24 protein-coding genes are annotated in these 21762 nt (G+C 57.3%); 9 read left to right on the top strand and 15 right to left on the bottom strand.

Features of this window, described 5'->3' with window-relative positions; genetic code table 11:
* Nucleotides 1–17 precede the first annotated feature (17 nt).
* On the bottom strand, nucleotides 18–821 hold the full coding sequence (locus ACR0L9_RS05405) for a methyltransferase domain-containing protein (protein ID WP_170512008.1): 804 nt from the start codon (nucleotides 819–821) through the stop codon (nucleotides 18–20).
* A 359-nt stretch (nucleotides 822–1180) separates the two neighbouring features.
* Between ACR0L9_RS05405 and ACR0L9_RS05400 the strand changes: the two genes are divergently transcribed.
* Nucleotides 1181–1432, top strand: coding sequence for a hypothetical protein (locus ACR0L9_RS05400; RefSeq protein WP_480895110.1), 252 nt, complete (start codon nucleotides 1181–1183; stop codon nucleotides 1430–1432).
* A 32-nt stretch (nucleotides 1433–1464) separates the two neighbouring features.
* On the opposite strand, the gene ACR0L9_RS05395 is transcribed toward ACR0L9_RS05400, so the two are convergent.
* From ACR0L9_RS05395 to ACR0L9_RS05385, 3 genes are all read right to left on the bottom strand, one after another.
* Nucleotides 1465–2835: a DNA-packaging protein gene (locus tag ACR0L9_RS05395; protein WP_480895108.1), complete on the bottom strand. Its 1371-nt coding sequence runs from the start codon at nucleotides 2833–2835 to the stop codon at nucleotides 1465–1467.
* On the bottom strand, nucleotides 2744–3088 hold the full coding sequence (locus ACR0L9_RS05390; RefSeq protein WP_039536221.1) for a hypothetical protein: 345 nt from the start codon (nucleotides 3086–3088) through the stop codon (nucleotides 2744–2746). Before ACR0L9_RS05390 ends, ACR0L9_RS05395 begins: the two co-directional genes overlap by 92 nt.
* A 180-nt stretch (nucleotides 3089–3268) precedes the next feature.
* Nucleotides 3269–4156: a DMT family transporter gene (locus ACR0L9_RS05385; protein WP_480895106.1), complete on the bottom strand. Its 888-nt coding sequence runs from the start codon at nucleotides 4154–4156 to the stop codon at nucleotides 3269–3271.
* A gap of 328 nt (nucleotides 4157–4484) precedes the next feature.
* Here ACR0L9_RS05385 and ACR0L9_RS05380 point away from each other — a divergent pair, with 328 nt between their 5' ends.
* A complete protein-coding gene (locus tag ACR0L9_RS05380) occupies nucleotides 4485–5744 on the top strand; it encodes a DEAD/DEAH box helicase (RefSeq protein WP_480895104.1) in 1260 nt (419 codons plus the stop codon).
* A gap of 113 nt (nucleotides 5745–5857) precedes the next feature.
* Here ACR0L9_RS05380 and mltG read toward each other — a convergent pair whose 3' ends face one another.
* The 7 genes from mltG to fabD form a co-directional block, all read right to left on the bottom strand.
* Nucleotides 5858–7015 (bottom strand): endolytic transglycosylase MltG, encoded by a 1158-nt coding sequence (gene mltG, locus ACR0L9_RS05375; protein WP_480895102.1) that lies wholly within the window; start codon nucleotides 7013–7015, stop codon nucleotides 5858–5860.
* Nucleotides 7016–8281, bottom strand: coding sequence for a beta-ketoacyl-ACP synthase II (gene fabF / locus ACR0L9_RS05370; RefSeq protein ID WP_480895101.1), 1266 nt, complete (start codon nucleotides 8279–8281; stop codon nucleotides 7016–7018).
* 203 nt (nucleotides 8282–8484) lie between these two features.
* On the bottom strand, nucleotides 8485–9228 hold the full coding sequence (locus ACR0L9_RS05365) for a 1-(5-phosphoribosyl)-5-[(5-phosphoribosylamino)methylideneamino]imidazole-4-carboxamide isomerase (RefSeq protein ID WP_170396463.1): 744 nt from the start codon (nucleotides 9226–9228) through the stop codon (nucleotides 8485–8487).
* A gap of 123 nt (nucleotides 9229–9351) precedes the next feature.
* Nucleotides 9352–9891: a GNAT family N-acetyltransferase gene (locus ACR0L9_RS05360; protein ID WP_170403143.1), complete on the bottom strand. Its 540-nt coding sequence runs from the start codon at nucleotides 9889–9891 to the stop codon at nucleotides 9352–9354.
* Nucleotides 9892–10031: 140 nt separating this feature from the next.
* Nucleotides 10032–10265 (bottom strand): acyl carrier protein, encoded by a 234-nt coding sequence (locus ACR0L9_RS05355; RefSeq protein ID WP_008756330.1) that lies wholly within the window; start codon nucleotides 10263–10265, stop codon nucleotides 10032–10034.
* Nucleotides 10266–10475: 210 nt separating this feature from the next.
* Nucleotides 10476–11213 carry a 3-oxoacyl-[acyl-carrier-protein] reductase gene (gene fabG, locus ACR0L9_RS05350; RefSeq protein ID WP_480895099.1) on the bottom strand — a complete coding sequence of 246 codons (738 nt, stop codon included), beginning with the start codon at nucleotides 11211–11213 and terminating at the stop codon, nucleotides 10476–10478.
* Between the two features lie 44 nt (nucleotides 11214–11257).
* Nucleotides 11258–12196: an ACP S-malonyltransferase gene (gene fabD, locus ACR0L9_RS05345; protein WP_480895097.1), complete on the bottom strand. Its 939-nt coding sequence runs from the start codon at nucleotides 12194–12196 to the stop codon at nucleotides 11258–11260.
* Nucleotides 12197–12368: 172 nt separating this feature from the next.
* On the opposite strand from fabD, the gene ACR0L9_RS05340 reads away from it, so the two are divergent.
* Entirely contained in the window at nucleotides 12369–13598 is a 1230-nt protein-coding gene (locus tag ACR0L9_RS05340; protein WP_170396455.1) for a cytochrome b/b6 domain-containing protein, read from the top strand.
* 53 nt (nucleotides 13599–13651) lie between these two features.
* Here the strand turns inward: ACR0L9_RS05340 and ACR0L9_RS05335 are convergent, their stop codons facing one another.
* Both ACR0L9_RS05335 and ACR0L9_RS05330 read right to left on the bottom strand, forming a co-directional pair.
* Nucleotides 13652–14224, bottom strand: coding sequence for a YceI family protein (locus ACR0L9_RS05335; RefSeq protein ID WP_170422240.1), 573 nt, complete (start codon nucleotides 14222–14224; stop codon nucleotides 13652–13654).
* Nucleotides 14225–14350: 126 nt separating this feature from the next.
* On the bottom strand, nucleotides 14351–14860 hold the full coding sequence (locus ACR0L9_RS05330; protein WP_480459283.1) for a hypothetical protein: 510 nt from the start codon (nucleotides 14858–14860) through the stop codon (nucleotides 14351–14353).
* A gap of 278 nt (nucleotides 14861–15138) precedes the next feature.
* On the opposite strand from ACR0L9_RS05330, the gene rpsF reads away from it, so the two are divergent.
* The 6 genes from rpsF to ACR0L9_RS05300 all read left to right on the top strand — a co-directional run bounded on the left by rpsF (nucleotide 15139) and on the right by ACR0L9_RS05300 (nucleotide 18973).
* Nucleotides 15139–15492 carry a 30S ribosomal protein S6 gene (rpsF, locus tag ACR0L9_RS05325; protein WP_068332653.1) on the top strand — a complete coding sequence of 118 codons (354 nt, stop codon included), beginning with the start codon at nucleotides 15139–15141 and terminating at the stop codon, nucleotides 15490–15492.
* Nucleotides 15493–15519: 27 nt separating this feature from the next.
* Nucleotides 15520–15747: a 30S ribosomal protein S18 gene (gene rpsR, locus ACR0L9_RS05320; RefSeq protein WP_005608650.1), complete on the top strand. Its 228-nt coding sequence runs from the start codon at nucleotides 15520–15522 to the stop codon at nucleotides 15745–15747.
* Between the two features lie 12 nt (nucleotides 15748–15759).
* Complete coding sequence (gene rplI, locus ACR0L9_RS05315; protein WP_170396450.1) at nucleotides 15760–16380, top strand: 50S ribosomal protein L9; 621 nt, start codon at nucleotides 15760–15762, stop codon at nucleotides 16378–16380.
* A 153-nt stretch (nucleotides 16381–16533) separates the two neighbouring features.
* Nucleotides 16534–17019 (top strand): lytic transglycosylase domain-containing protein, encoded by a 486-nt coding sequence (locus tag ACR0L9_RS05310; RefSeq protein WP_170511990.1) that lies wholly within the window; start codon nucleotides 16534–16536, stop codon nucleotides 17017–17019.
* A 278-nt stretch (nucleotides 17020–17297) separates the two neighbouring features.
* Complete coding sequence (locus tag ACR0L9_RS05305) at nucleotides 17298–17999, top strand: autoinducer binding domain-containing protein (protein WP_170396446.1); 702 nt, start codon at nucleotides 17298–17300, stop codon at nucleotides 17997–17999.
* Nucleotides 18000–18118: 119 nt separating this feature from the next.
* Complete coding sequence (locus tag ACR0L9_RS05300) at nucleotides 18119–18973, top strand: acyl-homoserine-lactone synthase (RefSeq protein ID WP_480895095.1); 855 nt, start codon at nucleotides 18119–18121, stop codon at nucleotides 18971–18973.
* A gap of 94 nt (nucleotides 18974–19067) precedes the next feature.
* Here ACR0L9_RS05300 and tig read toward each other — a convergent pair whose 3' ends face one another.
* Both tig and ACR0L9_RS05290 read right to left on the bottom strand, forming a co-directional pair.
* A complete protein-coding gene (tig, locus tag ACR0L9_RS05295; protein ID WP_170396960.1) occupies nucleotides 19068–20399 on the bottom strand; it encodes a trigger factor in 1332 nt (443 codons plus the stop codon).
* A 184-nt stretch (nucleotides 20400–20583) separates the two neighbouring features.
* Nucleotides 20584–21708: a porin gene (locus ACR0L9_RS05290; protein ID WP_170565895.1), complete on the bottom strand. Its 1125-nt coding sequence runs from the start codon at nucleotides 21706–21708 to the stop codon at nucleotides 20584–20586.
* Nucleotides 21709–21762 lie beyond the last annotated feature (54 nt).

The following is a 21762-nucleotide window of genomic DNA, read 5'->3' as shown; positions in this document are numbered from 1 at the left end:
AGGGCGTCACCAACAACTCAGGACTTCCTGCCACTCACAATATAGGCTGATGCCTGAAATACGACCTCACCAGCGGCAGTGCGGAACGTTTCTAGCGCGTCGTCAGCACAGGCTAAGACACTCGCGATTTTCTCTTCGCTCAAGTGAATATCAAAGAGTGGAAGCCAGCCGCGCAAATCAGCCTCAACCATCGTCCGGGCATTTGGAAAGCGTGCCGGTTCAGTGTCGGTCACCACCTCAATGTCCAAAAATCCAGCCTTTTCGTAGATTGAAACAACCTCAGCAGGATTCCCAAGTGAATATGGCAATCTCAGTGCATTCCCCGCCGCGGTGCTGATCTCGGTCTCCAAGAGCTTGATAATGGCGTGATAGGCCGGATTGTGATCCAGATCGTTCCAGACCGCTACGGCCAGCGCGCCGCCCGGCCTGAGGACGCGATGCATTTCCTGCGCTGCCGCATCACGGTCCCGAAAAAACATCATCCCGAACTGTGAAAGCACGGCATCATAAGCCTCGTTTTCTAAACCAGTATCCTCCGCGCCGGCCAAAACCCAGTCAATGCGTGGCTCAACCTCACGCGCAGCCGCGATCATTCCGGGAGCGGGGTCAAGCCCGGTTACATGGCCTGAATCGCCGACCACCGATAGGATATGACGTGCCAAAACGCCGCTGCCGCAAGCAACATCCAGAACTGATTGTCCAGTTTGAACTTTGGCGCACTTCACCAAATGTGGGGGCCATGGCGCAAACAGCGCTGGAACAAAAAGGTTCTCATAGCCGCGCCCCGCGTCCAATTCCTCTTGCGAAACTGAATAATCCATAGTGTCACTCCGGGTCAGTTCTCAAAAATCCCCGACAGCTGCGAGCTTACACTTTCTCTCGATTCGAAACGAGGTCATCGACCTTTTGGCCCTTCGTTGCTCAGATCGCTCTACAAACTCTGCGCCCTCGGCGGCCGATACGCCCCGCAGACGCGCCATACCTCACGCACCGACCAGACCATCGCGTCGAGCCGGTCGGGCAAGCCCCATCCAGCATGTTCTATTGCAAGAGTGGCGGCACACTCGACGTATAACCCAATTCCTTCGCAATCGCCGCCAAGTTCTTGTGATTTTGTGCCACGGCAATTGTCTGCGTTTCACATGCCCCCACGTGTGCTTCAAATAGAAGAGGCCACCCGATGACTGAAAACGAACCTGCGCCGACCGGACACCCCGATGCGCACAATAGTGAACCTACTGCTGCCGACAAACACGTCTACGAGGTGTTTGCCTCCAGTGTAGTCGTTCTTGTACAGCTGCTTGATGACTACAAAACAATGATGTCACCGGATGTCTACGAAAGACTGTTTTCGTCTCTTCTGGCCCTGTCTCGTTTGCTCGGCGAATTCGAGGATAGTTGGAGTCAAAACCAACCAACATCCAGAACCTGATTGCGCCAGCGATCTATCAACCCTCATGGTCGTCACAAACTCCGCACCCTAGGCCTTCTAAACGCCCCCGCAGGCCCCACAACCAACTCATGCAGCGCCCAGACCAGCGCATCAACCCGGTCGGGCGAGCCCTGCCCCTCGAACCCGCGTGCGGTCATCTGGCACATCTGCTCCTCCAGCGCATCCAACCCGGCCACATGGGCCACCCGCCCCTGTTCGTACAACGCCGCCACAGGCTCGGCCCGCGCGACCTTGCCGCGTGACGCCCGCACCGCGCGATAAGGCACCAGAGGGTCCACCTGCCGCACGACCTCTTCCACCAGTTGCCCGCCCTGATTGACCTCGGCCACCAGTCGTTCGGCCCCAAACTCGTCCATCGCGTCAATCGCCGCCTGCGCCCAGCCCGCCGGGCCAACGCCCTGAACCGTCCGGTCGGCCAGCACATAGGCGCGCCACTCCTCGGGCGGCCCCTGTAGCTGGGCCCCCGCGACCACGATCCCGCAAGCATCTGCATCCGCCCCCGCCGTTACTGCCGGGTCCAGTGCCACGACGATGCGGTCCAGCGTAGGCACCCGCGTACAGCGCGCCGCCTCCAGCATCGAACCCGTCCACAACGCGCCTTCGGCATCCGACAGCAACACCCCGTCTAATTCCTGTCGCCCCAGCCGCGTGCCTGCATAGCGCGCGCGTACTTCTTCCAAAAAGGAACCCGCCAGATTGGCCCGGTTCGCCTCGGTCGGTGCATGGGTCTGCACCGTAGACGGTGACGCCAGCAAATCCTTCAAAACCTTCACATTGCGCGGCGTCGTCGTCACACAGACCCGGGGTTGATCCCCCAAACGCAGTGCAAACTGCAGCATATCCCAGGTCTCTCCAGCCTTCTTCCACTTGGCCAGCTCATCCACCCAGGCCGCATCGAATTGCGGCCCGCGCAACCCCTCCGGATCATGCGCCGAAAACGCCTGCGCCTCGGCCCCGTTGGGCCAGATCAGTTTGCGTTCCGATGCCTTCCACACAGGCCGACGGTCCGGCGGCGAGCACTGCAATATCCCACTATCCCCGAAAATCATCACATCGCGCACCTGATCAAAGGTCTCGCCGACCAAAGCCACGCGACTGGCCTCACCCTTATCCAAAGGCAAAGACCCCTCGACCACCGACCGCACCCATTCAGCCCCGGCCCGCGTTTTGCCAGCCCCGCGCCCGCCCATGATCACCCATGACCGCCAGTCGCCCTCGGGCGGCAACTGATGCGGCAGCGCCCAGAACTCGAACAGGAAAGGGAGGGCACACAGCCCCCCCTCCCCGATCTCACTCAGAAATCTGTCCTGCACCGCAGCAGGCGCGGAGGCGAGCCAGCCTGCACCCGATCTCAGATCGTGCCCGATCAAGGTCGAGCGCATAGCCCCCTTGGGCAATTCCGGCTTGTCTGTGATGTTGTTCGACAAAGCTTGTCTCCACTTTCTGGCAACTTCGGATCAGCCCCTCTAGCTGACCCAGTTGCTTGCCTGTTCCGGCAAGGTCTGCATCCTCCCCGGCACCGATCTGTTTTCGCAGTTCTTCCGCTGCTTGGCGCAGATCGCGAATGGACCTTTCGAGCGACTGCAACAAATCAGCCGTCTGAGAAATCCGCTCTTCCGGGGTAATCAAAGTCATGTTTGCCTGTGACCTCATGCGTGAGTTTTTCCGCACGAGAGAAACGAAAAACGGCCACCGGGTCGCCCCGGGGCCGTTGCCCACTTCTTCTAGCATGACACAATGCGTACCAATAATAGCGCGCAAAGTCAATATGTTACGCAACATTCCCGCAACGCCCAGCGTTCGGTTCGTTAACGATCAGCCCCGCATGACCTCCAAAAACGCTGCACTCACGATCAGCGTTGCACCCAGTGCCTCCCGCACCCCAAACGGCTCGCCCGAGAAGAGCGCAGCCGAGATCAGGCCAACCACAACTTCGCTCATCAGCAGCAGACCCACGCGTGCGGGCGTCAGCTTGGTTGCGGGCCAAATCGTCAGAAAGAACATCGGCAATGTGTACAGAACAGACAGCAAAGCCAACGGACCGATGCGCACCACCATATCGCCGACCATCTCCGAAGTTGCCAATCCCCCGCCGAAAGGAAGGCTCAGCAAAGACAGCACCAGTGCGCCCGATATAAAGGCAAAGACCTGCCCTGAAACAGAAATGCCGGACGCCCGATAAAGCCCCAGCGAGCCCATTGCCCATGTGATCCCCGAGATCAAAGCCAGCCAATCGCCAGTATTGCGAGGCCAGGGAATCCCCTGCTCTCCGCCAAGCACAATGAACATGCCACCCAAACCGCACAGCAAGCCCAACAGGCGCGCAGGGCTCAGGCGCTCACCCAGAAACACCATCCCAAGGATCGTTCCCCAGACCGGTGTCAGATAAAACAACAGGATTGATCGGACGACATCCGTGTAAACTAGGCTGATGGTAAACAGGCTGAACGCGGCTCCGGTGAACATCCCGCTCAGGATGAGCCCGCGCCAGTCTTTCAAAAGCGCGTGCCGTTCGCGCATCAGAAACGGCGTCAGCACGATCAGCGCGGCGGTATACATCACGATCCCCGGCCAGGGACCGTCCAGCCCCTGATCGACGAAATACCGAACCGGAATCCAGTACAGCCCCCACATCATCCCGCCGATGACAAGGGCGATGCTGGCGGTCTTTAAATCCGCCCCATGTAATGCTCTGAATGTCATGGTCCGACTCATAAAACCTTCCGAACCGTATCTGGCAATCGCGCAACCTCCGCAAGCTCTTGCCCGACACGGCGCTTGACAATCGCGACCACAAGGCGCATGTGCCGCTCAAACACAGCGCTGACGCGTGAGCATTGGCGGGTCCACCCCGCCCCCACAGCGCCCGATTCACCCATAGTTCCCCATCACGCAGGGTTCTTAAAGCGACGACCGGATGATGCAGGAAACGCCTGCGCTTCCCGAGGTCTCGCATAACCCTGTTGGTCGCGGATGCGGCCTATCACGACTTGCCCGTGGGCCATTGCCCCGGGCTGCAAAGGATAGTTATTTGTTCGACTTCGATATGCTGGGCCTTGCGCCTGCCCTCAACGATGCGCTGCAACGCGCCAATTTCACCCAACCGACCCCGATCCAGAACCAGGCCATCCCGCTGGCCCTGAACGGCCACGACATTCTTGGCCTCGCGCAAACCGGCACCGGCAAAACGCTGGCTTTCGGTCTGCCGCTGATCGACCACCTGTTGGCCCAACCTGGCAAGCCTGCGCCAAAAACGGCCAAGGCCCTGATCCTTGCGCCCACGCGTGAGCTGGTGAACCAGATCGCGGACAGCCTGCGCAACCTGACCAAAAAGACCAAGATCCGTGTCGCTACTGTGGTCGGCGGGCAGTCGATCAACAAGCAGGTCATGTTCCTGTCGCGCGGGACCGACATTCTTGTTGCTACACCGGGCCGCCTGATCGACCTGATGGAGCGTGGCGCGGTTAATCTGGGTTCGGTCAAGCACCTCGTGCTGGATGAAGCCGACCAGATGCTCGACATGGGCTTCATCCACGCTCTACGCCGCATCGCACCAGAACTTGGCACACCACGCCAGACCATGCTGTTCTCGGCCACCATGCCGAAGCAAATGGAAGAGCTCAGCCGCGCTTACCTCACCAACCCGCAACGGGTGCAGGTCTCGCCCCCCGGCAAAGCAGCCGACAAGATTACCCAATCGATCCACTTCGTTGAAAAACCTGCAAAGCCTGCCAAGCTGCGCGAGATTCTCACGGCAGATATGGACGCGCTGACGTTGGTCTTTTCGCGCACCAAACACGGGGCCGAAAAGCTGATGAAGGGGCTGGTCGCGGATGGGTTCAACGCTGCTTCGATCCACGGCAACAAAAGCCAGGGCCAGCGTGACCGCGCCATCAAGGCCTTCCGCGCCGGTGAGGTGAACGTCCTCGTCGCTACCGACGTCGCCGCGCGCGGCATCGATATTCCGGGCGTGGCCTATGTGATCAACTACGACCTGCCCGAGGTACCGGACAACTATGTCCACCGCATCGGCCGCACCGCTCGTGCAGGCCGCGAGGGCGAGGCCATTGCCTTCTGCTCGGCGGAAGAGGTCGACCTGCTGCGTCAGATTCAGAAACTGATGAAGATCGAAATCCCGGTCGCCAGCGGTGAGATGCCTGAAGCAATCTCACCAAAGAAAACCCCGCGCCGCCCAAGCAACCGCCGTCGCGGCCCGAAACCTCAGCACTCTGGTGCGCCCAAACCGGGCGGTCAGAAACGCCGCCGACCGCGTCGCGCGAAAGCGGCCTGAATAAGAAACGGCCCGGTCGATTGACCGGGCCGTTGCTTTATCGGGGTCAGAGGTTCGTGTTGTACAAGTCGGACAAAGGGCCGTTTCAAACCTGTACAACACGGACGATTGAATCAGTTCCCGGAATTCCGCTCAGCCTCGATCTCACGCCACTTTGCGACGTTGCGATTGTGCTCTTGCAGGGTCTCGGCAAAGGCATGACCACCGGTTCCGTCCGCAACAAAGAAGATGAAATCCGTGTTGTCAGGTGCCACCGCAGCCTCAAGGCTCGCAAGACCCGGATTAGCAATCGGGGTCGGCGGCAGCCCTTCGATGACATAGGTGTTCCAAGGCGTCGCACGGCGCAGTTCGCTTTGCCGCAAGCCCCGACCCAAAGTACCCTGCCCTTTGGTTACACCATAGATCACCGTCGGGTCTGTCTGCAGCCTCATACCTTGGTTCAAACGGTTAACGAAAACGCTGGCTACCTGGCCACGCTCTTCCGGCTGACCCGTTTCTTTTTCGATGATCGACGCCAGGATCAGCATCTCTTCGGCGCTGTTCAGAGGCAAACCGTCCTGTCGCCCCTCCCACGCCGCATTGATTCTAAGCTGCTGTTTTTCCTGCATTTCAGCAAGTATTGCATTCCGATCTTCACCGGGTCTGACCTCATAACTGTCAGGGGCCAACATCCCTTCAGCTGGCAATTCGGCTACTTCGCCGGTTAGCAAATCCATCGCTTTCAGCGACTCGACAATCTGCCAACTGGTGACGCCTTCAGCTAACGAGATGCGATAACGCGTATCCGCCTCACCGCGTTTTTCTGCATAAACTTCCGGGGCGTCCTCTTCGCCGATCACAAAGGAAGCCACCTCATCAAAATCCAGCGTCGCCGGGTTCAGTTCGCGCACGCGCGTCTGCATACGTGTCACGCCGATACGGTATTCGATCTCGGTCCCGCAGGTGCTGGCGCCGCTACGGGTAATGTCGTCGACGATTTGCTCCATCGACGTGCCTTCACGCACCAAGAAGCTGCCCGCTTTCAATTGCTGAGATTTGTCTGCGTAATCAGCAGCTAAGCGGAAAATCAACCCACTGCTGATCGCACCCTGATCCTCGAGGTCACGGCTGACCCGTGTCATGTTGGAGCCTGGCTTTACCTGCAGGCAGATCGCGGTTTCCAGCGGTCCTTCGGACTTGTATTGCGACTGCCCCCACAGGACGACACCGCCCATCAGGAACAGCCCAACGATCAGTATTGTCAACGCGTTCGAAGCGAGCGCTCGCCACATTTAGTTGACCTTTCCGAAGATCACACTTGCATTGGTGCCGCCGAAGCCGAACGAATTTGACAAGGCCACGTTGATCTCACGCTCGCGCTTGGCATTCGGGGCCAAATCGATCGGAGTTTCAACTGCTGGATTGTCCAGATTGATCGTCGGTGGTGCAACCTGATCGCGGATCGCAAGGATTGAGAAAATCGCCTCAATCGCGCCAGCGGCGCCCAGCAGGTGACCAGTGGCCGATTTGGTCGAAGTCATCGTCGCGTTGCTGGCGTGATCCCCCAGCAGGCGTTCTACCGCGCCCAGCTCAATCGTATCCGCCATGGTCGAGGTCCCATGCGCGTTAATGTAATCCAGATCCTTCGGCTCAAGCCCCGCACTACGCAGCGCTGCTTTCATCGAGCGTTCGGCCCCGTCGCCATCCTCGGACGGCGCGGTTATGTGATAAGCGTCACCCGACATCCCATAGCCCAGAACCTCGGCATAAATCTTGGCACCGCGCGATTTGGCGTGTTCGTAATCCTCAAGAACTACAATGCCTGCACCTTCGCCCATGACGAAACCGTCGCGGTCGATGTCATAGGGGCGGCTCGCTTTCTTTGGATCATCGGCGTATTTGGTCGACAGCGCCTTGCAGGCGTTGAAGCCGGCGATACCGATTTCGCAAATACAGCCCTCGCCGCCACCTGCGATCATCACGTCTGCATCCCCGGCGCGGATGATGCGGCTGGCATCACCGATCGCATGGGCACCGGTCGAGCAAGCAGTCACGACCGAGTGGTTCGGCCCCTTGAACCCATGACGGATCGAAACCTGCCCCGAGGCCAGATTGATTAGCGCGCCCGGGATAAAGAACGGAGAAACCCTACGGGGACCTTTGTCGCGGATCAGGTTGGCCGTGTTGGCAATTGATCCCAGCCCACCGATACCGGACCCAATCAGAACGCCAGTGCGCAGGCGGTCTTCTTCGTCTTCGGGCAGCCAATTGGCATCCTTGCAAGCCATCTCGGCTGCAGCGATGGAATATAGGATGAAATCCTCGATCTTGCGCTGTTCTTTCGGCGGCATCCAGTCGTCGGGGTTGAATGTCCCGTTGGTGCCATCTCCGCGCGGCACTTCGCAGGCATAGGTCGTGGTGACCCCGCTTGCCTCGGCATCAAACTGCGTGATTGGTCCTGCGCCGGATTCTCCATCCAGCAGCCGTGACCATGTTTCCTCGACCCCACTGGCCAAAGGAGTGACCAATCCAAGACCGGTTACAACGACTCTGCGCATGAAGTGCCTCTTGCCTGCTTCCTGTTATGAGAACCGCTCATACCCCGGCCCGGGGTGCGGGGGCAAGAGCAACGGCATATTCTGAACCGGCATCCTTGTGCCGTAACCTGTTCAAATCCTCTGTCAATTGAGTTGAACGATGCCTGAAAGGCAAAAACCCGCCCTTCCTTCAACGGGAAAGGCGGGTGGTCTGGTACCGAAGTTTACTGGAACTCGGCGACTGGCTCGTGTGCCGATTGGGCGACCTCCAATGCTTCGGACAGATCGACGGACTTGCGGAACAGTGCCCGGCCAACGATCGCACCCGAAATATTCGAGATATAGGCGAGACGAGAGATATCGTCGCTGGTACGCACGACACCACTGGCTATGATCGGTGTACGCGATTTTTCGGCCAGTCCTGAAATCAGACCCAGCTGCGCCTCGACATCTTCCATATCGCTATCGATATCGGTCACCAGAATGGCTGCAAGAGGCGTATCCGCGAAAGCTTCGATGAAGGCTTCCGGGGTAAACGCACTTTGGCTGCGCCAACCTTCGGTCATCACTTGCCCTTGCCAAACATCGACCGCCAACACGATCTGATCGGGATAAAGCTTAGCCAATTCCTTAACCAACTGCGGGTCCCAAGCCGCAAGTGTGCCAATCACGATTCGGCCAGCCCCTTTGTTGATCCAATGTTCAACATGCTCGCGGGTCCGCATCCCCCCTGCCAACTGTACTGACATTTCAGAGGAGCGAATGATTTCTTCGATCAGCTCGGAATTGGTATCCCGGCCTTCGATCGCGTCAAAATCCGTAAGCTGCATCCATTCCGCTCCAGCCGCAGACCAGCCGCGCGCGGTCTCGACCGGATCTACATGCCAGATCATCGCTTCATCCAGACGCCCCTTGTCCAGCGTAACGCACCGACCGTTCTGCAACTCCATCGTGGGGTAAATCATCATGATTCATATCCTCCGCTGAATCATTCCGTAATTCCACGATAGCATAGAGTCTCAGTTTGCCGCTTTATTTCACAAGATCGGCAAAGCTCGTCCATTTTGCGGCATCGCACTGCCTAATGCGTTTCACACCCGTGTAGGAGGTCCATCACGGCGAAACAGATGAACGGGGGTGTCGCGGTATTCAGCTTCGCGCAACAGCTTATAGCCCAGCTTTTCAGCCAATCGCTGTGAGGCTGCATGGTCCGCGTCGATCAGCGCAACCAACGGGCCCGGAATGATCCGGTCGAACCAGTCGTGCGCCGCCTGTGCGGCCTCACACCCGTATCCTTGCCCCTGCATGTCCGGGGCCAGAACCCACCCGGCTTCGGGAAAACCATCGAAATCATCGCCCAGAGACCGGTTGCCATAGAAGAACCCGGCTTGCCCGATCAGAGTACGATTCGACTGCAGCATCACACCCCATTGACCGAACCCGGTCATCTGCCAATGTCCAGCGTTGCGCAGGAAAGAATCCCACGCCTCGCCGCGCGTTTTTGGGGTGCCTCCGATATGGCGTACAACTTCGGGGTCGCGCCAGATTTCGGCGAACCGGTTGAAATCCTCGGGGCGCATTGCACACAAGGTCAGACGCGCCGTGTTGATCATCGGGGTGGATCTTATCATGCCCTTGCCCGCTCAGAAACTTGCCTCAGGTGTCACAGTGCGGAGCCTCAACGCCTCAAAGCAAGCGCGAAATGTGGCAGAGCAAAAAAAACGGCGCTTCCGTTGCCCGGAAGCGCCGTTTTTGTCTCAGTCAGGTCAGCTTAGGAAGCTTCGCTGATGAATTTGACCGCGTCGCCAAAGGTCTGGATGGTCTCGGCTGCGTCGTCCGGAATCTCGATGCCGAACTCTTCTTCGAACGCCATTACCAGCTCAACGGTGTCCAGGCTGTCTGCGCCCAGATCGTCGATGAACGAGGCGTTTTCGGCAACCTTGTCCTCTTCAACACCCAGGTGCTCAACAACGATCTTCTTTACGCGATCTGCGACGTCGCTCATGTCTATTCCTCATTTCAATTTCAGGGCTGTCCGCCCGGTTCTGCCCTTGCCCGTTCGGGGTGGACTTGTTTTGCCCTTTCCGGGCGGTTTGGGTCCCGGGTCCCCGGGAAATCAGAGAACCGGCCCTTGGACCGGTTCCTGCGCATATGCGCCGCCTATAGCACAGACAACGCACAAGGCAAACGCTTTCGCGCCCACCCTGAATTGCGATTACAACATGGCCATACCGCCATTCACATGCAAGGTGCTTCCGGTAACATAACCTGCTTCAGGGCTTGCCAGATACAGCACAGCGGCTGCGATTTCCTGCGGATCACCCATACGACCGGCCGGAACCTTGAGCAGCAGACCCTTCTTTTGCTCATCCGTCAGCTTCTCGGTCATCGCGGTGGTGATAAAGCCCGGCGCAACCGCATTAACGGTAATGCCACGGGTCGCAACCTCATGCGCCAGCGCCTTGGAAAAGCCGATCATGCCGGCCTTGGAGGCAGCATAGTTCGCCTGCCCTGGGTTTCCGATCGCGGCCACAACGGACGAGACATTGACGATCCGACCCCAGCGCGCCTTCATCATGCCCCTGATCACGCCTTTGCACAGCTTCATCGTTGCGGTCATGTTCACGTCGATCACGCTATGCCATTCTTCATCCGACATGCGCATGAACAGGTTGTCGCGTGTGATGCCTGCGTTGTTCACCAGAATATCAACCGAGCCCATCGCCTCAGCCGCTTGTTTCGGCAGGGCCTCGACGGCTTCGGGATCGCTCAGGTTACACGGCAAGACATGCGCACGATCGCCAAGGCTGTCGGCCAGAGCTTGCAGAGGCTCCACGCGCGTTCCGGAAAGGCCAACAGTTGCACCAGCGTCGTAAAGCGCGCGGGCGATATCGCCGCCAATACCACCCGAAGCACCGGTGATTAACGCATTCTTACCTGTCAAATCAAACATCTATGTTTCCTCTCTGGCCGCCGAATCCGGCGGCTGTCCCTTGTTCATGCGCCGGGGTTAACGGCTTTTTGTACATCTTCAGGCGTCCCGACCGCTGTGCACGCCAATGCTCGGTCGATCTTGCGGATCATGCCCGACAAAGCTTTGCCCGCGCCGATCTCCCACGCTTCGGTCACACCCTGCGCGACCATGTACTGTACACTTTCGCGCCACCGGACCGATCCGGTTACCTGTTCCACAAGCAACTGACGGATCATATCTGGGTCAGCCGCAGCTTCGGCGCGAACATTCGCAACCAAAGGCACGGCAGGCGCTTTGATTTCAACCGAAGCCAATGCCTCTGCCATTACATCTGCCGCAGGCTGCATCAGCGCACAGTGAAATGGAGCACTTACCGGCAACATAATTGCACGCTTGGCACCTTTTTCCTTGGCGATCTCGGCTGCGCGCTCAACAGCGGCTTTTGAACCAGAAACGACTACCTGGGTTGGGTCATTGTCATTGGCAGCCTGACAGACCTCATCTTGCGCGGCCTCTTCCGCAACGGCGCGCACCGCTTCAAGATCGAGCCCCAGAATGGCAGCCATTGCGCCCTCGCCCACCGGCACTGCACTTTGCATCGCCTGCCCGCGCGTCCGCAGCAGGCGGGCAGTATCGGTAACCGTCAAGGCTCCGGCCGCAGCCAGCGCCGAGTATTCACCCAGCGAGTGACCCGCCACATAAGATGCCATTGAAATCGAAACGCCTTCGGCTTCAAGTGCGCGCATTGCGGCCATCGAGGTTGCCATCAGCGCGGGCTGTGCATTCTGAGTCAGGGTCAGCTCTGCGATATCGCCGTCCCAGATCAGATCGCTCAGTTTTTCGCCCAAGGCCTCATCGACCTCATCGAAAACGGCGCGGGCGGCTGGATATGTCTCAGCCAAGGCCTTGCCCATTCCGATGGTCTGGGCGCCCTGCCCGGGGAAAACAAACGCGCGTGTCATTGGTGCCTCTTGCGTGACGTCAGATTTCGGCGGGGTTTAAACTGACAATCGGCGCGGCACAAGCATTGCCTGCGTTCTGCATCAGGACACCTTTACTGTGCATTTCTCTGTCTTGTGTCCACACGGCATCCATTTAACTTACCCTCAATTCAGAAACTCGGAGAGCCAATCGATGCCCCTTACCAACACCCGGTCCAGCTATGGTGGTGTAACCAAAGCATTTCACTGGCTGACCGCGCTATTGATCCTGACGGCTCTGCCGCTGGGCTGGTTCGCGAACCAATTGGCCCATGCGATTTACGATCCGAGCATTCCCACGACCGAGGATGACATCGCCCGCGCCGCCCAGCTGTTTTCACTGCACAAAACCATTGGTGTTACCGTGTTCTTCGTCGCACTGGCCCGAATCCTTTGGGCTGTTACCCAGACGAAGCCGGGCTTGCTGAACGCTGAAAACAAACCCGAGGCCTTCGCCGCCGAAACTGTGCACTGGCTGCTGTACGGCTCGCTTGTACTGGCTCCGCTCAGCGGCTGGATCCACCACGCCGCCACCGACGGCTTCGCGCCGATCCTATGGCCCCTTGGTCAGAACCTGCCGCTTATTCCGAAGTCAGCTTTCCTTGCCGACATCAGCGCCAGCCTGCATTGGCTTTTCGTCTGGGCCCTGGGTGTGGCGCTCGTGCTGCACATAGCGGGCGCGCTGAAACACCATGTCGTGGACAAAGACAGTACCCTGCGCCGTATGCTGCCCGGCCAATCGGACGCGCCGGAACCCCCGGCGCAGCACCATTCCATTGTTCCCGCCTTCGCCGCCTTGGCAATCTGGGGCGCGGTGCTGGTCGGAGGTTGGTCCACCGGTGTCTTTGACGACCAGTCCAAAGCAACCGAAGACACGGCCGAACTTGCGCAAGTTCAATCGGAATGGGAGGTCGAAGACGGATCCCTGTCGATTACTATCTCGCAATTGGGCAGTCCCGTAAGCGGCGAGTTTGCAGACTGGACTGCAGCGATAGCGTTTGAGGATCCCGCCGAGCCGGGGTTGGCCGGTTCCGTCGATGTAACGATTGCCATTGGTTCACTCAGCCTCGGCACAGTCACCGACCAAGCGATGGGTGCGGATTTCTTTGACAGTGCGCAGTTTCCTACGGCTCAATTTAAGGCCGACCTGTTCAAAACGGATGCGGGTTATGAGGCGCGAGGACCTCTGACAATCCGGGACAAATCTATCGATGTCGTCCTGCCATTTACGCTGGAACTGGCCGACGATGCAGCGACGATGTCGGGGAATCTGGAACTCAACCGAATGGATTTCGACGTTGGAACATCGCAACCCACCGAAGACTCGTTGGGGTTCACGGTTATCGTGGCAGTCGAATTGACGGCAGAACGCGACAACAAATAAAAAACCGCCGGGGCGCATAACCCCGACGGTTTCTTTTTGGGATCATGAAGGGATTAGTCGGCCTTCTGTGCCTCGATCGAAATCTTGACCTCGACCTCATCACCCACGAATGGAGCGAATTGGCCCAAATCAAAATCGCTGCGCACCAGCGTTGTGGTGGCGTCAAATCCGGCCCATGGCTTGCCCGCCATCGGGTGTTCACCCACTTGGTTCAGCTTGGCATCCAGAACCACGGATTTGGTGACACCATTCATGGTCAGATCACCGGTGATGTTGGCTGTGTTCTCGCCAGTGACCTCAATACCAGTTGAAGTGAAGGTCACCAGATCACCTTCGGCTGCGCCAAAGAAATCTTCGGTCATGAAGTGATCTTCGCGCGGCTTCCAACCGGTGATCATCTCAACGACCGGCATCGAAACAGTCACGCTTGATGCTGCCGGGTCTTCCTGATCAAACATGATTTCGCCCTCAAAGCCCGAAAACATGCCCGTGGTGGTCGAAAAGCCAAGGTGGTTCCAACTGAAGATGACCTGGCTATGGCTGGAGTCCAAAACGTATTTTTCAGCACTGGCGAATGCTGTGGTCGCCGATACGGCCAAAGCAGCAGCAATAAGGGTGGATTTCATAACAATCTCCGCAATGGTGTTGTTGCAAACCGGGTGGGTTGCTCACCTACGAAAATGTGCCGCCCAAGGGCGGCACACAAGTTTTTTTGATTCACAACTTCTGTTCCTTTTTGAACAGAATAAAAATCAGGCGAAAATTGTTACGTTTTGGCTGAGTTGACCTTTGAGCGCTGAGCCAACATCCGCCGATTCCAGTGGCAGCTTCATCAGCAGGCTTCCGTCTACATCGTACAGTTCGACCTGGTCGTCAGCGAAACGCGCGCCTCCCAGCGAGTCGTAGCTGCGGCGCAATACCGTTTGCGGCCGACCGTTTTCGTTTTTCTGAAGAATGCGAACCTCGCGGCGGATTGGGTCAAAATAGGCGTCTGGGCGCGCATCCATCACCTCGATGGTCAGCAGGCTGACGCCAACAATCAGGAACATCAGCGAAGCGACCAACTTGATAGGCCAAACCTCGGCTCCCATAACCGAACCCGGCATCAACCACATCGAAAAGGCCGACACGATCAGAAAGACACCAACGGCACGCAGAAGAAACATCCGAGCCCGCCAATTCGGCGCAAACGTAATCAGAACGGGGACGGATTTATCAAATACCGCAGCAGGCGTCGATTGTTCAAAAGTGTTTGTGTTCATGACGGCCATTGTCTTGCCCTGTCTATGTTTTCCAATCTACCGGGTTCTCCCGGCTTCATGAACAACCTCGGGGCGAAAAGCGTCAGGAATTGGGCGCACCAGTGGAAATAGGGCGACTTCACAAAGGCATATGTGGCAGGGCTTGCCCCGCCCGCTCAAACGTGTATACGGGGCCATCCTTCGCAGGAGTTATGAATCGCGCAGCCTCTCGTGGCAGGGTCGCGAAGGACCATATGGCCCCGCCTTTGAAATGCGCCTTGATATAAACAGGAGTGCACATGCCACTGTATGAGCATGTAATGATCGCGCGTCAGGATTTGTCCAACGCGCAGGCAGAAAGCCTTGTCGAACATTTCGGCACCGTTCTGGCTGACAACGGCGGCAACGTCGTCGAAAGCGAGTACTGGGGCGTCAAGACGATGGCTTACAAGATCAACAAGAACCGCAAAGGCCACTATGCCTTCCTGAAAACCGATGCCCCTTCGGGTGCGGTTCAGGAAATGGAACGCCTGATGCGCCTGCATGATGACGTGATGCGCGTTCTGACCATCAAGGTCGACGAGCATGCCGAGGGCCCCTCGGTCCAGATGCAGAAGCGCGATGAGCGCGAAGGCCGCCGCGAGCGCCGCTGATCAACGCCTGACGAAAGGACATAAACCATGGCCGCAAAACCATTTTTCCGCCGCCGCAAGGTCTGCCCGTTCTCGGGTGAGAACGCGCCGAAAATCGACTACAAAGACACTCGTCTGCTGCAGCGCTACATCTCTGAGCGTGGCAAGATCGTACCTTCGCGCATCACCGCCGTTTCGGCGAAAAAGCAGCGTGAACTGGCCCGTGCTATCAAGCGCGCCCGCTTCCTCGCCCTGCTGCCCTACGCCGTGAAGTAAGGAGAGACTGACATGCAAGTTATCCTTCTGGAACGCGTTGCGAAACTGGGTCAGATGGGCGACGTCGTTGACGTCAAGCCCGGCTACGCCCGCAACTTCCTGCTGCCCCAAGGCAAAGCGCTGAGCGCATCGAACGCCAACATCGCGTCATTCGAAGCCCAGAAAGCCCAGCTTGAGGCACGCAACCTGGAAACCAAGAAAGAAGCTGAAGCGCTGGCTGAAAAGCTGGACGGTCAGCAGTTCATCGTGATTCGTTCGGCATCGGATGCCGGCGCTCTGTACGGTTCGGTCACCCCGCGTGATGCCGCAGACGCCGCAACCGAAGCTGGCTTCACCGTCGACAAGAAACAGATTGCCCTGATCGCTCCGATTAAGGAACTGGGTCTGCACTCGGTCGCAGTCAACCTGCACCCCGAGGTAGAAGTCGAGATCAAGATGAACGTCGCACGTTCGGAAGAAGAAGCCGAACTGCAGGCATCGGGCAAATCGATCCAGGAACTGGCTGCTGAAGAAGAAGCCGCTGCCGAATTCGAAATCGCCGAACTGTTCGACGACATAGGCTCTGCCGCTTCGGAAGACGAAGATCTGGTTGCCGAAGAAGCTCCGGTCGAAGAAGACGAAGCAAAAGCCTGATCTGGCTGCATATCCAATTTCAAAGGGCCGCGCTTTTATGCGGCCCTTTTTCTTTTTGTTACATCGCAAGCAAAATTCGGCCCGATTGTTCGCCTGGCCTTGCAGACCGGCGAGGGTTTCATATCATCGCCATTCGCAATCAGGAGTATTTTGATGACCCCCCTCCTTCGTCGCCGCGTCTTAACCTTGTTGCTTATGGCACCGCTTGCAGCTTGTGGCAGTCCTGGCAGCTCGGGTTCCGGCGATACGTTCGATCCCCCCCTCTACCCCAATGAAACACCCGAGCTTCGCGCCTCGATCAATAAATGGGCTGACCACTACGAGCTCCCGCGGGAGTTGGTGCACAAGCTGGCCATCCGTGAAAGCACACATCGACCGTGGGCGGTGAACCGGCCCTATTATGGGCTTCTGCAAATCCTCCCGGCCACTGCGCGATCAATGGGTTACACTGGAAACGCCGAAGGCCTGCTGGACGCCGATACCAATCTGGAGTTTGCCGGAAAATACCTGCGAGGCGCCTGGCTTTTGTCTGATGGAGATCAACAACGTGCCATCTTTCTTTATGCCAAAGGATATTGGCCCGAAGCAAAGGCCAGGGGCATGCTCGTCGAGACGGGTCTGGTTTCTGCCACAGAATAGGCATGTTTAATTCGCATTTCGATTGTAATGCACATACATAACCTTCGAAATGCCACGGCGAATCCCATGACCTACTGCACAACTCTGACGTTAAATCTTTTAAAGGTGCGTAATTGTGTGCCCGAAAGGCACATTTACCTCTAAAAGGCAGACATTTCCCACATCTTCTTGTCTTGACAAGCGAAATGTGGTGTCCTGCTTGACGTCAGGGAAGACAGTATCATTTTCCTGGCCAAGGGGATCCGCCCGCTCACTCGGGTCTAACTGGTCGTTACCGTATGGATATTGTTGATCTCAGCACTCTTCCCGAACAGGATACTCGGTATGACGAGTTCCTGCGTCAGGTCTGTGACAAATATGAAATGGACCACGCAGCCTATGCGGGTATGAATCCTGCTGCAGGTACGATTCACGGCCATGTGACCTATGGGGACGACTGGAAAACCCACTATCAAGAGCAAGGCCTGCACCTGATCGATCCGACGCTGCACATGAGCCAGCGCAGTATCGCTCCGGTCGACTGGAGCCGTCTGGAACGCGGTAAAGATTTCCAGCGCGTTTTTCGCGATGCACATGATTTTGGCATTCCAGATCAAGGCATTACGATTCCGGTTCGCGGGCCGTACGGAGATATCGGCTTGCTTAGCGCAGTGCGCGAGTGCAGCCGGGATGAGTGGAAGAAACTGGTGCCCAACGTGATAAGTGACCTGCAATCATTGGCCGTACACATCCATGACAATGTCATGACATCGGATACGATCAGCCGGATGCTGTACCACCCGACCCTCTCCAGCCGAGAATTGGAGATTTTGCAATGGGCCGCAGCGGGTAAATCGCAACAAGATATCGGCGATATACTGTCGATTTCGCACCGCACGGTTGAGGTGCACTTGCGCTCTTCTCGCGAAAAGCTTAATGCACTGACGACTCCGCAGGCTGTCGGCCGGGCCATCGGAATCGGCTTAATCTACCCAGGATAAAGCCAAATTTTGCCGAAATTGGGCTAAAAAAAGCCAATATTACGGGAAACCCCCAATAGATTCGCTGTGGAAACCGGGTAACGTCTTATCCACAGACAGATCACTCGAAGGGGGTTAACATGATTTTGGTAGTTGATGGGCTGAACAGACATCTGTTCACCGAAGTTCTTGACGATATGTTCGAACTGCGCGCTCGGGTTTTTGGCGGGCGACTTGGATGGGACGTCCACATCGAAGACGGCAAAGAAATCGATCAGTTCGATCATCTGGATCCTGCATACGTAATTGGTCTCGACGATGAGGGGAACGTCGTAGCCGCAGTACGTGCACTCCAGACAACCGGCCCGCACATGCTTTCAGATGTGTTCTCGGATATCTTATGCGGCGAAGCGCCAATGCGCAGCGCGACCATGTGGGAATCCACCCGCTTCTGCGTCGACACGCAGCGACTGACCCGAGGGAAAGAGAAGAACTCGGTTTCTTACGCGACCTGTGAGCTGATGATCGGATCTCTGGAATACTGCCGCAGCGCGGGTATCCAGGACATCATCACCGTGATTGACCCGGTTATGAACCGCGTTCTCAAACGCTCGAACTGTGCGCCTTACGACTATGTGGGCGAAACCGTTCCGATGGGCAAGGTACCGGCCATGGCGGCGTTGCTGGATTGCACAGAAGAGAGGATTTCGGGTCTTCGCGAATTCGCAGACATTCACCACGATGTCTTTATCGAAGAAGAAAAGGCGCTGGAGTTCTTCGAGGCCAAAAAGGCCTCCAAACTCAGCCCGGCAAATCGTGACCACAAGCCGCTCACCGATCTTGAGAAGTACTTTGTCGAACAGATGAGTGCGGCCAAGACGGAAGAAGAAAGGCAGGCAGTGCTGAAACTGATCGAAGCGCTGTCCGACACATTCACTCCAGAGCAGAAGACCGCTCTGTTACAGACCCCCCGTGCTTTTGCTCATGAGGCCTGACCCCCTCACCTCATAGTACAAAGCCACCCATGCGGAGCCGTCTAATTCGAGACGGCTCCGCTTTTTTTGACCCCTAAAGGGGGAAGGAAGAGGATTATTCCTCTTCCAGTGCCTCAACGGCTTTTTGCAGATCGTCCTTGCTGACTTCTTTGTCCGCAACCTGAGCCAGTTCGAAGACGTAGTCGACAACCTTGTCTTCAAAGATAGGCGCACGCAGCTGCTGCTGCATTTGGGCGTTCTGCTGCACAAATTCAAAGAACTGGCGCTCCTGGCCCGGGTACTGACGCGCCTGGTTCATGATCGCCTGTGTCATTTCCGAGTCGGTCACTTCAACCTCGGCCTTCTGGCCCAGTTCGGCAAGCAGCAGGCCCAGACGCACGCGGCGTTCGGCAAGCTTGTTATGCTCGTCGGTTGGTTCGATCGGATCGTGATCGTGACCTTCAACGTCAGGGTTTTCCTCGTGCCACAGCTGGTGTGCGATCTGCTTGGCTTCGGCTTCTACCAGTGACGGCGGCAGGTCGAACGAGACTTTCTCGTCCAGCACGTCCAACAAAGCGCGCTTCATAACTGCACGGGACGCACCAGCATATTCGGCTTCCAGACGCTCAGCGATCTGTGCCTTCAACCCAGCCAGATCTTCGGCACCAAATTTCTTGGCCAACTCGTCGTCGACCTCAGCCGCGACCGGCTCTTTCACCTCTTTGATGGTGCAGGTGAAAACGGCGTCTTTGCCGGCCAGATGCTCAGCACCGTATTCTTCGGGGAAGGTGACGTTGACGTCTTTTTCTTCCTCGGCCTTCACACCAACCAACTGCTCTTCAAAGCCGGGGATGAAGCTGTTCGAGCCCAGAACCAGCGGGTAATCTTCAGCCGAACCGCCTTCGAACTCTTCGCCGTCAACCTTACCAACAAAGTCGAACACGATCTGGTCACCGTCTTTGGCTTTCGAACCTTTGCGACGCGCTTTGAAGTTCTGCGCGGTCTCAGCCAGGTTGTTCAGCGCTTCTTCCACGGCTGCGTCGTCCGCTTTGACAACCAGCTTCTCCAGTTCGACCGATTTCAGGTCAACTTCCGGAATCTCGGGCAGCGCTTCGTAGGACATCGCAACTTCTACGTCGTCGCCTTCTTTCCAGTCCTCGTTGGTCATCTTGACCTCGGGCTGCAATGCAGGACGTTCGCCGCTGTCCTCAAAGTGCTTGTTCATCGCACCGTCGATGGTTTCTTGCATCGCTTCGCCAAGCAGGCGCTGGCCGAACTGCTTTTTCAGCAGAGCCATCGGCACCTTGCCTTTGCGGAAACCCTTCATTTCAACCTCGGGCTGCGCTTCGGTCAGTTTCTCGTTGACCTTGTCGTCCAGCTCGGCTGCGGTCACAACGATGTTGTAGCCGCGCTTCAGACCTTCGTTCAGCGTCTCGGTAACCTGCATTTTGGTAGTCCCCATAGGATTCGGGGCGCGCAAAACGGGCGCGCCGGGCAAATTTGACGCCTTCTATTTGCACAGCCGCCTGCGTGCAAGAGGCAAAGGCCCTTTCAGGCTGGTTTTACCCCTATTAAAGACGAAAAAACGCCCCGGCACAGGCCGGAGCGTTCGATCATCGAAAGCTGAGAAATCAGAACCTCCAGCGGGCCCCCAGCACCCACGCCTCGTTGTTGTCGAACGAAGCGCCATCTTCGAAATCGTGATTGCGGTATTTCAGATATGCATCTGTATTGATGCTGTCGATACGCTGAACAACAGCGATGCCCCAAGCATCGGTGCTGGAGCCGTCATTTACGAAGTCCGAGCCCGAGTAATAGTCGATCCCGATACCGGTTTTACCCCAGGATACCCACTGATCCTCATAGGCAATCTTGCCGTAGAAGTAGTTCGGGTCAGACGCACCATCCGCGTCATTGTCCCGCGTACCGGCGGCTACGGTGAAGCTCAGGCCGTTTTGCAGCATAACCGAGGCCGACCCGATCGTATCCTTGCGGTCCCCCGATCCATCGTCAGCCGAGCGCACCGAGTATGCAACCGCCGCTGCAAATTCAACCCCGCCGCCGAAGGTGTTGTTATAGCGAAGGCCGATATCGTAATAGTCATCGTCATCGCTGCTGGACAGAATGTTCTGACCATAGGCGATGCCGGCCTTAAAACCGCTGAACTCCGGCGTGTCATACCGAACGCGGCCACGGCGCGCACCGTCAAAGTTGCTGCTGGAATCGCCAACGGTGATGTCGCTCAGAAAACCGTCAGTACCGCGATAGAAGAACCCGCCATTCTCATCGTTGGTAAAGGAATACAGCGCGGTTCCAACGTAAGACAGATCCACTTCGGCAGCGCCATCGGCCACCATGCTGCCCTGACCGGCCGAGAATTTACCCCAGTCACCGGCAAGTGCGAAATCCGCGTGACGGATATCTTCACGCGTCCAGCCGCTGAAATCTGTGCCCAGCTGGTTCCACTCGCTCGAGCTTGGCAGACCAAGCCCGGTTTCAAAACGGAAGGTGAAATCGTTGTTGCCGAAGGGCTGCAACAGTTCCAAACCGACGCGGCTGTTTGACAGGTCATTGTCCAGAACGCGCGTTTCGGTCTCTTCACCGTCGTCAACCGAGATTAAGGCCGGGTGCAACTGACCATAAAGCAGGACATAACCGCCCGTGTTGTTTTCGTATTTCAGTTCGGCGGCGGCGGGGATTGCCGTTGTTGCGACAAGCGCCGCTGCTATCGAAGTCAGCTTAAAATTCACTGTCATGTCATTCACCATAGATGGGTCAGTTTTTTTGATATTGCCGATATGCGCACCTGG

It is taken from the genome of Ruegeria sp. I3 (assembly GCF_056532525.1).
This window is presented reverse-complemented; position numbering and strand designations above follow the sequence as displayed.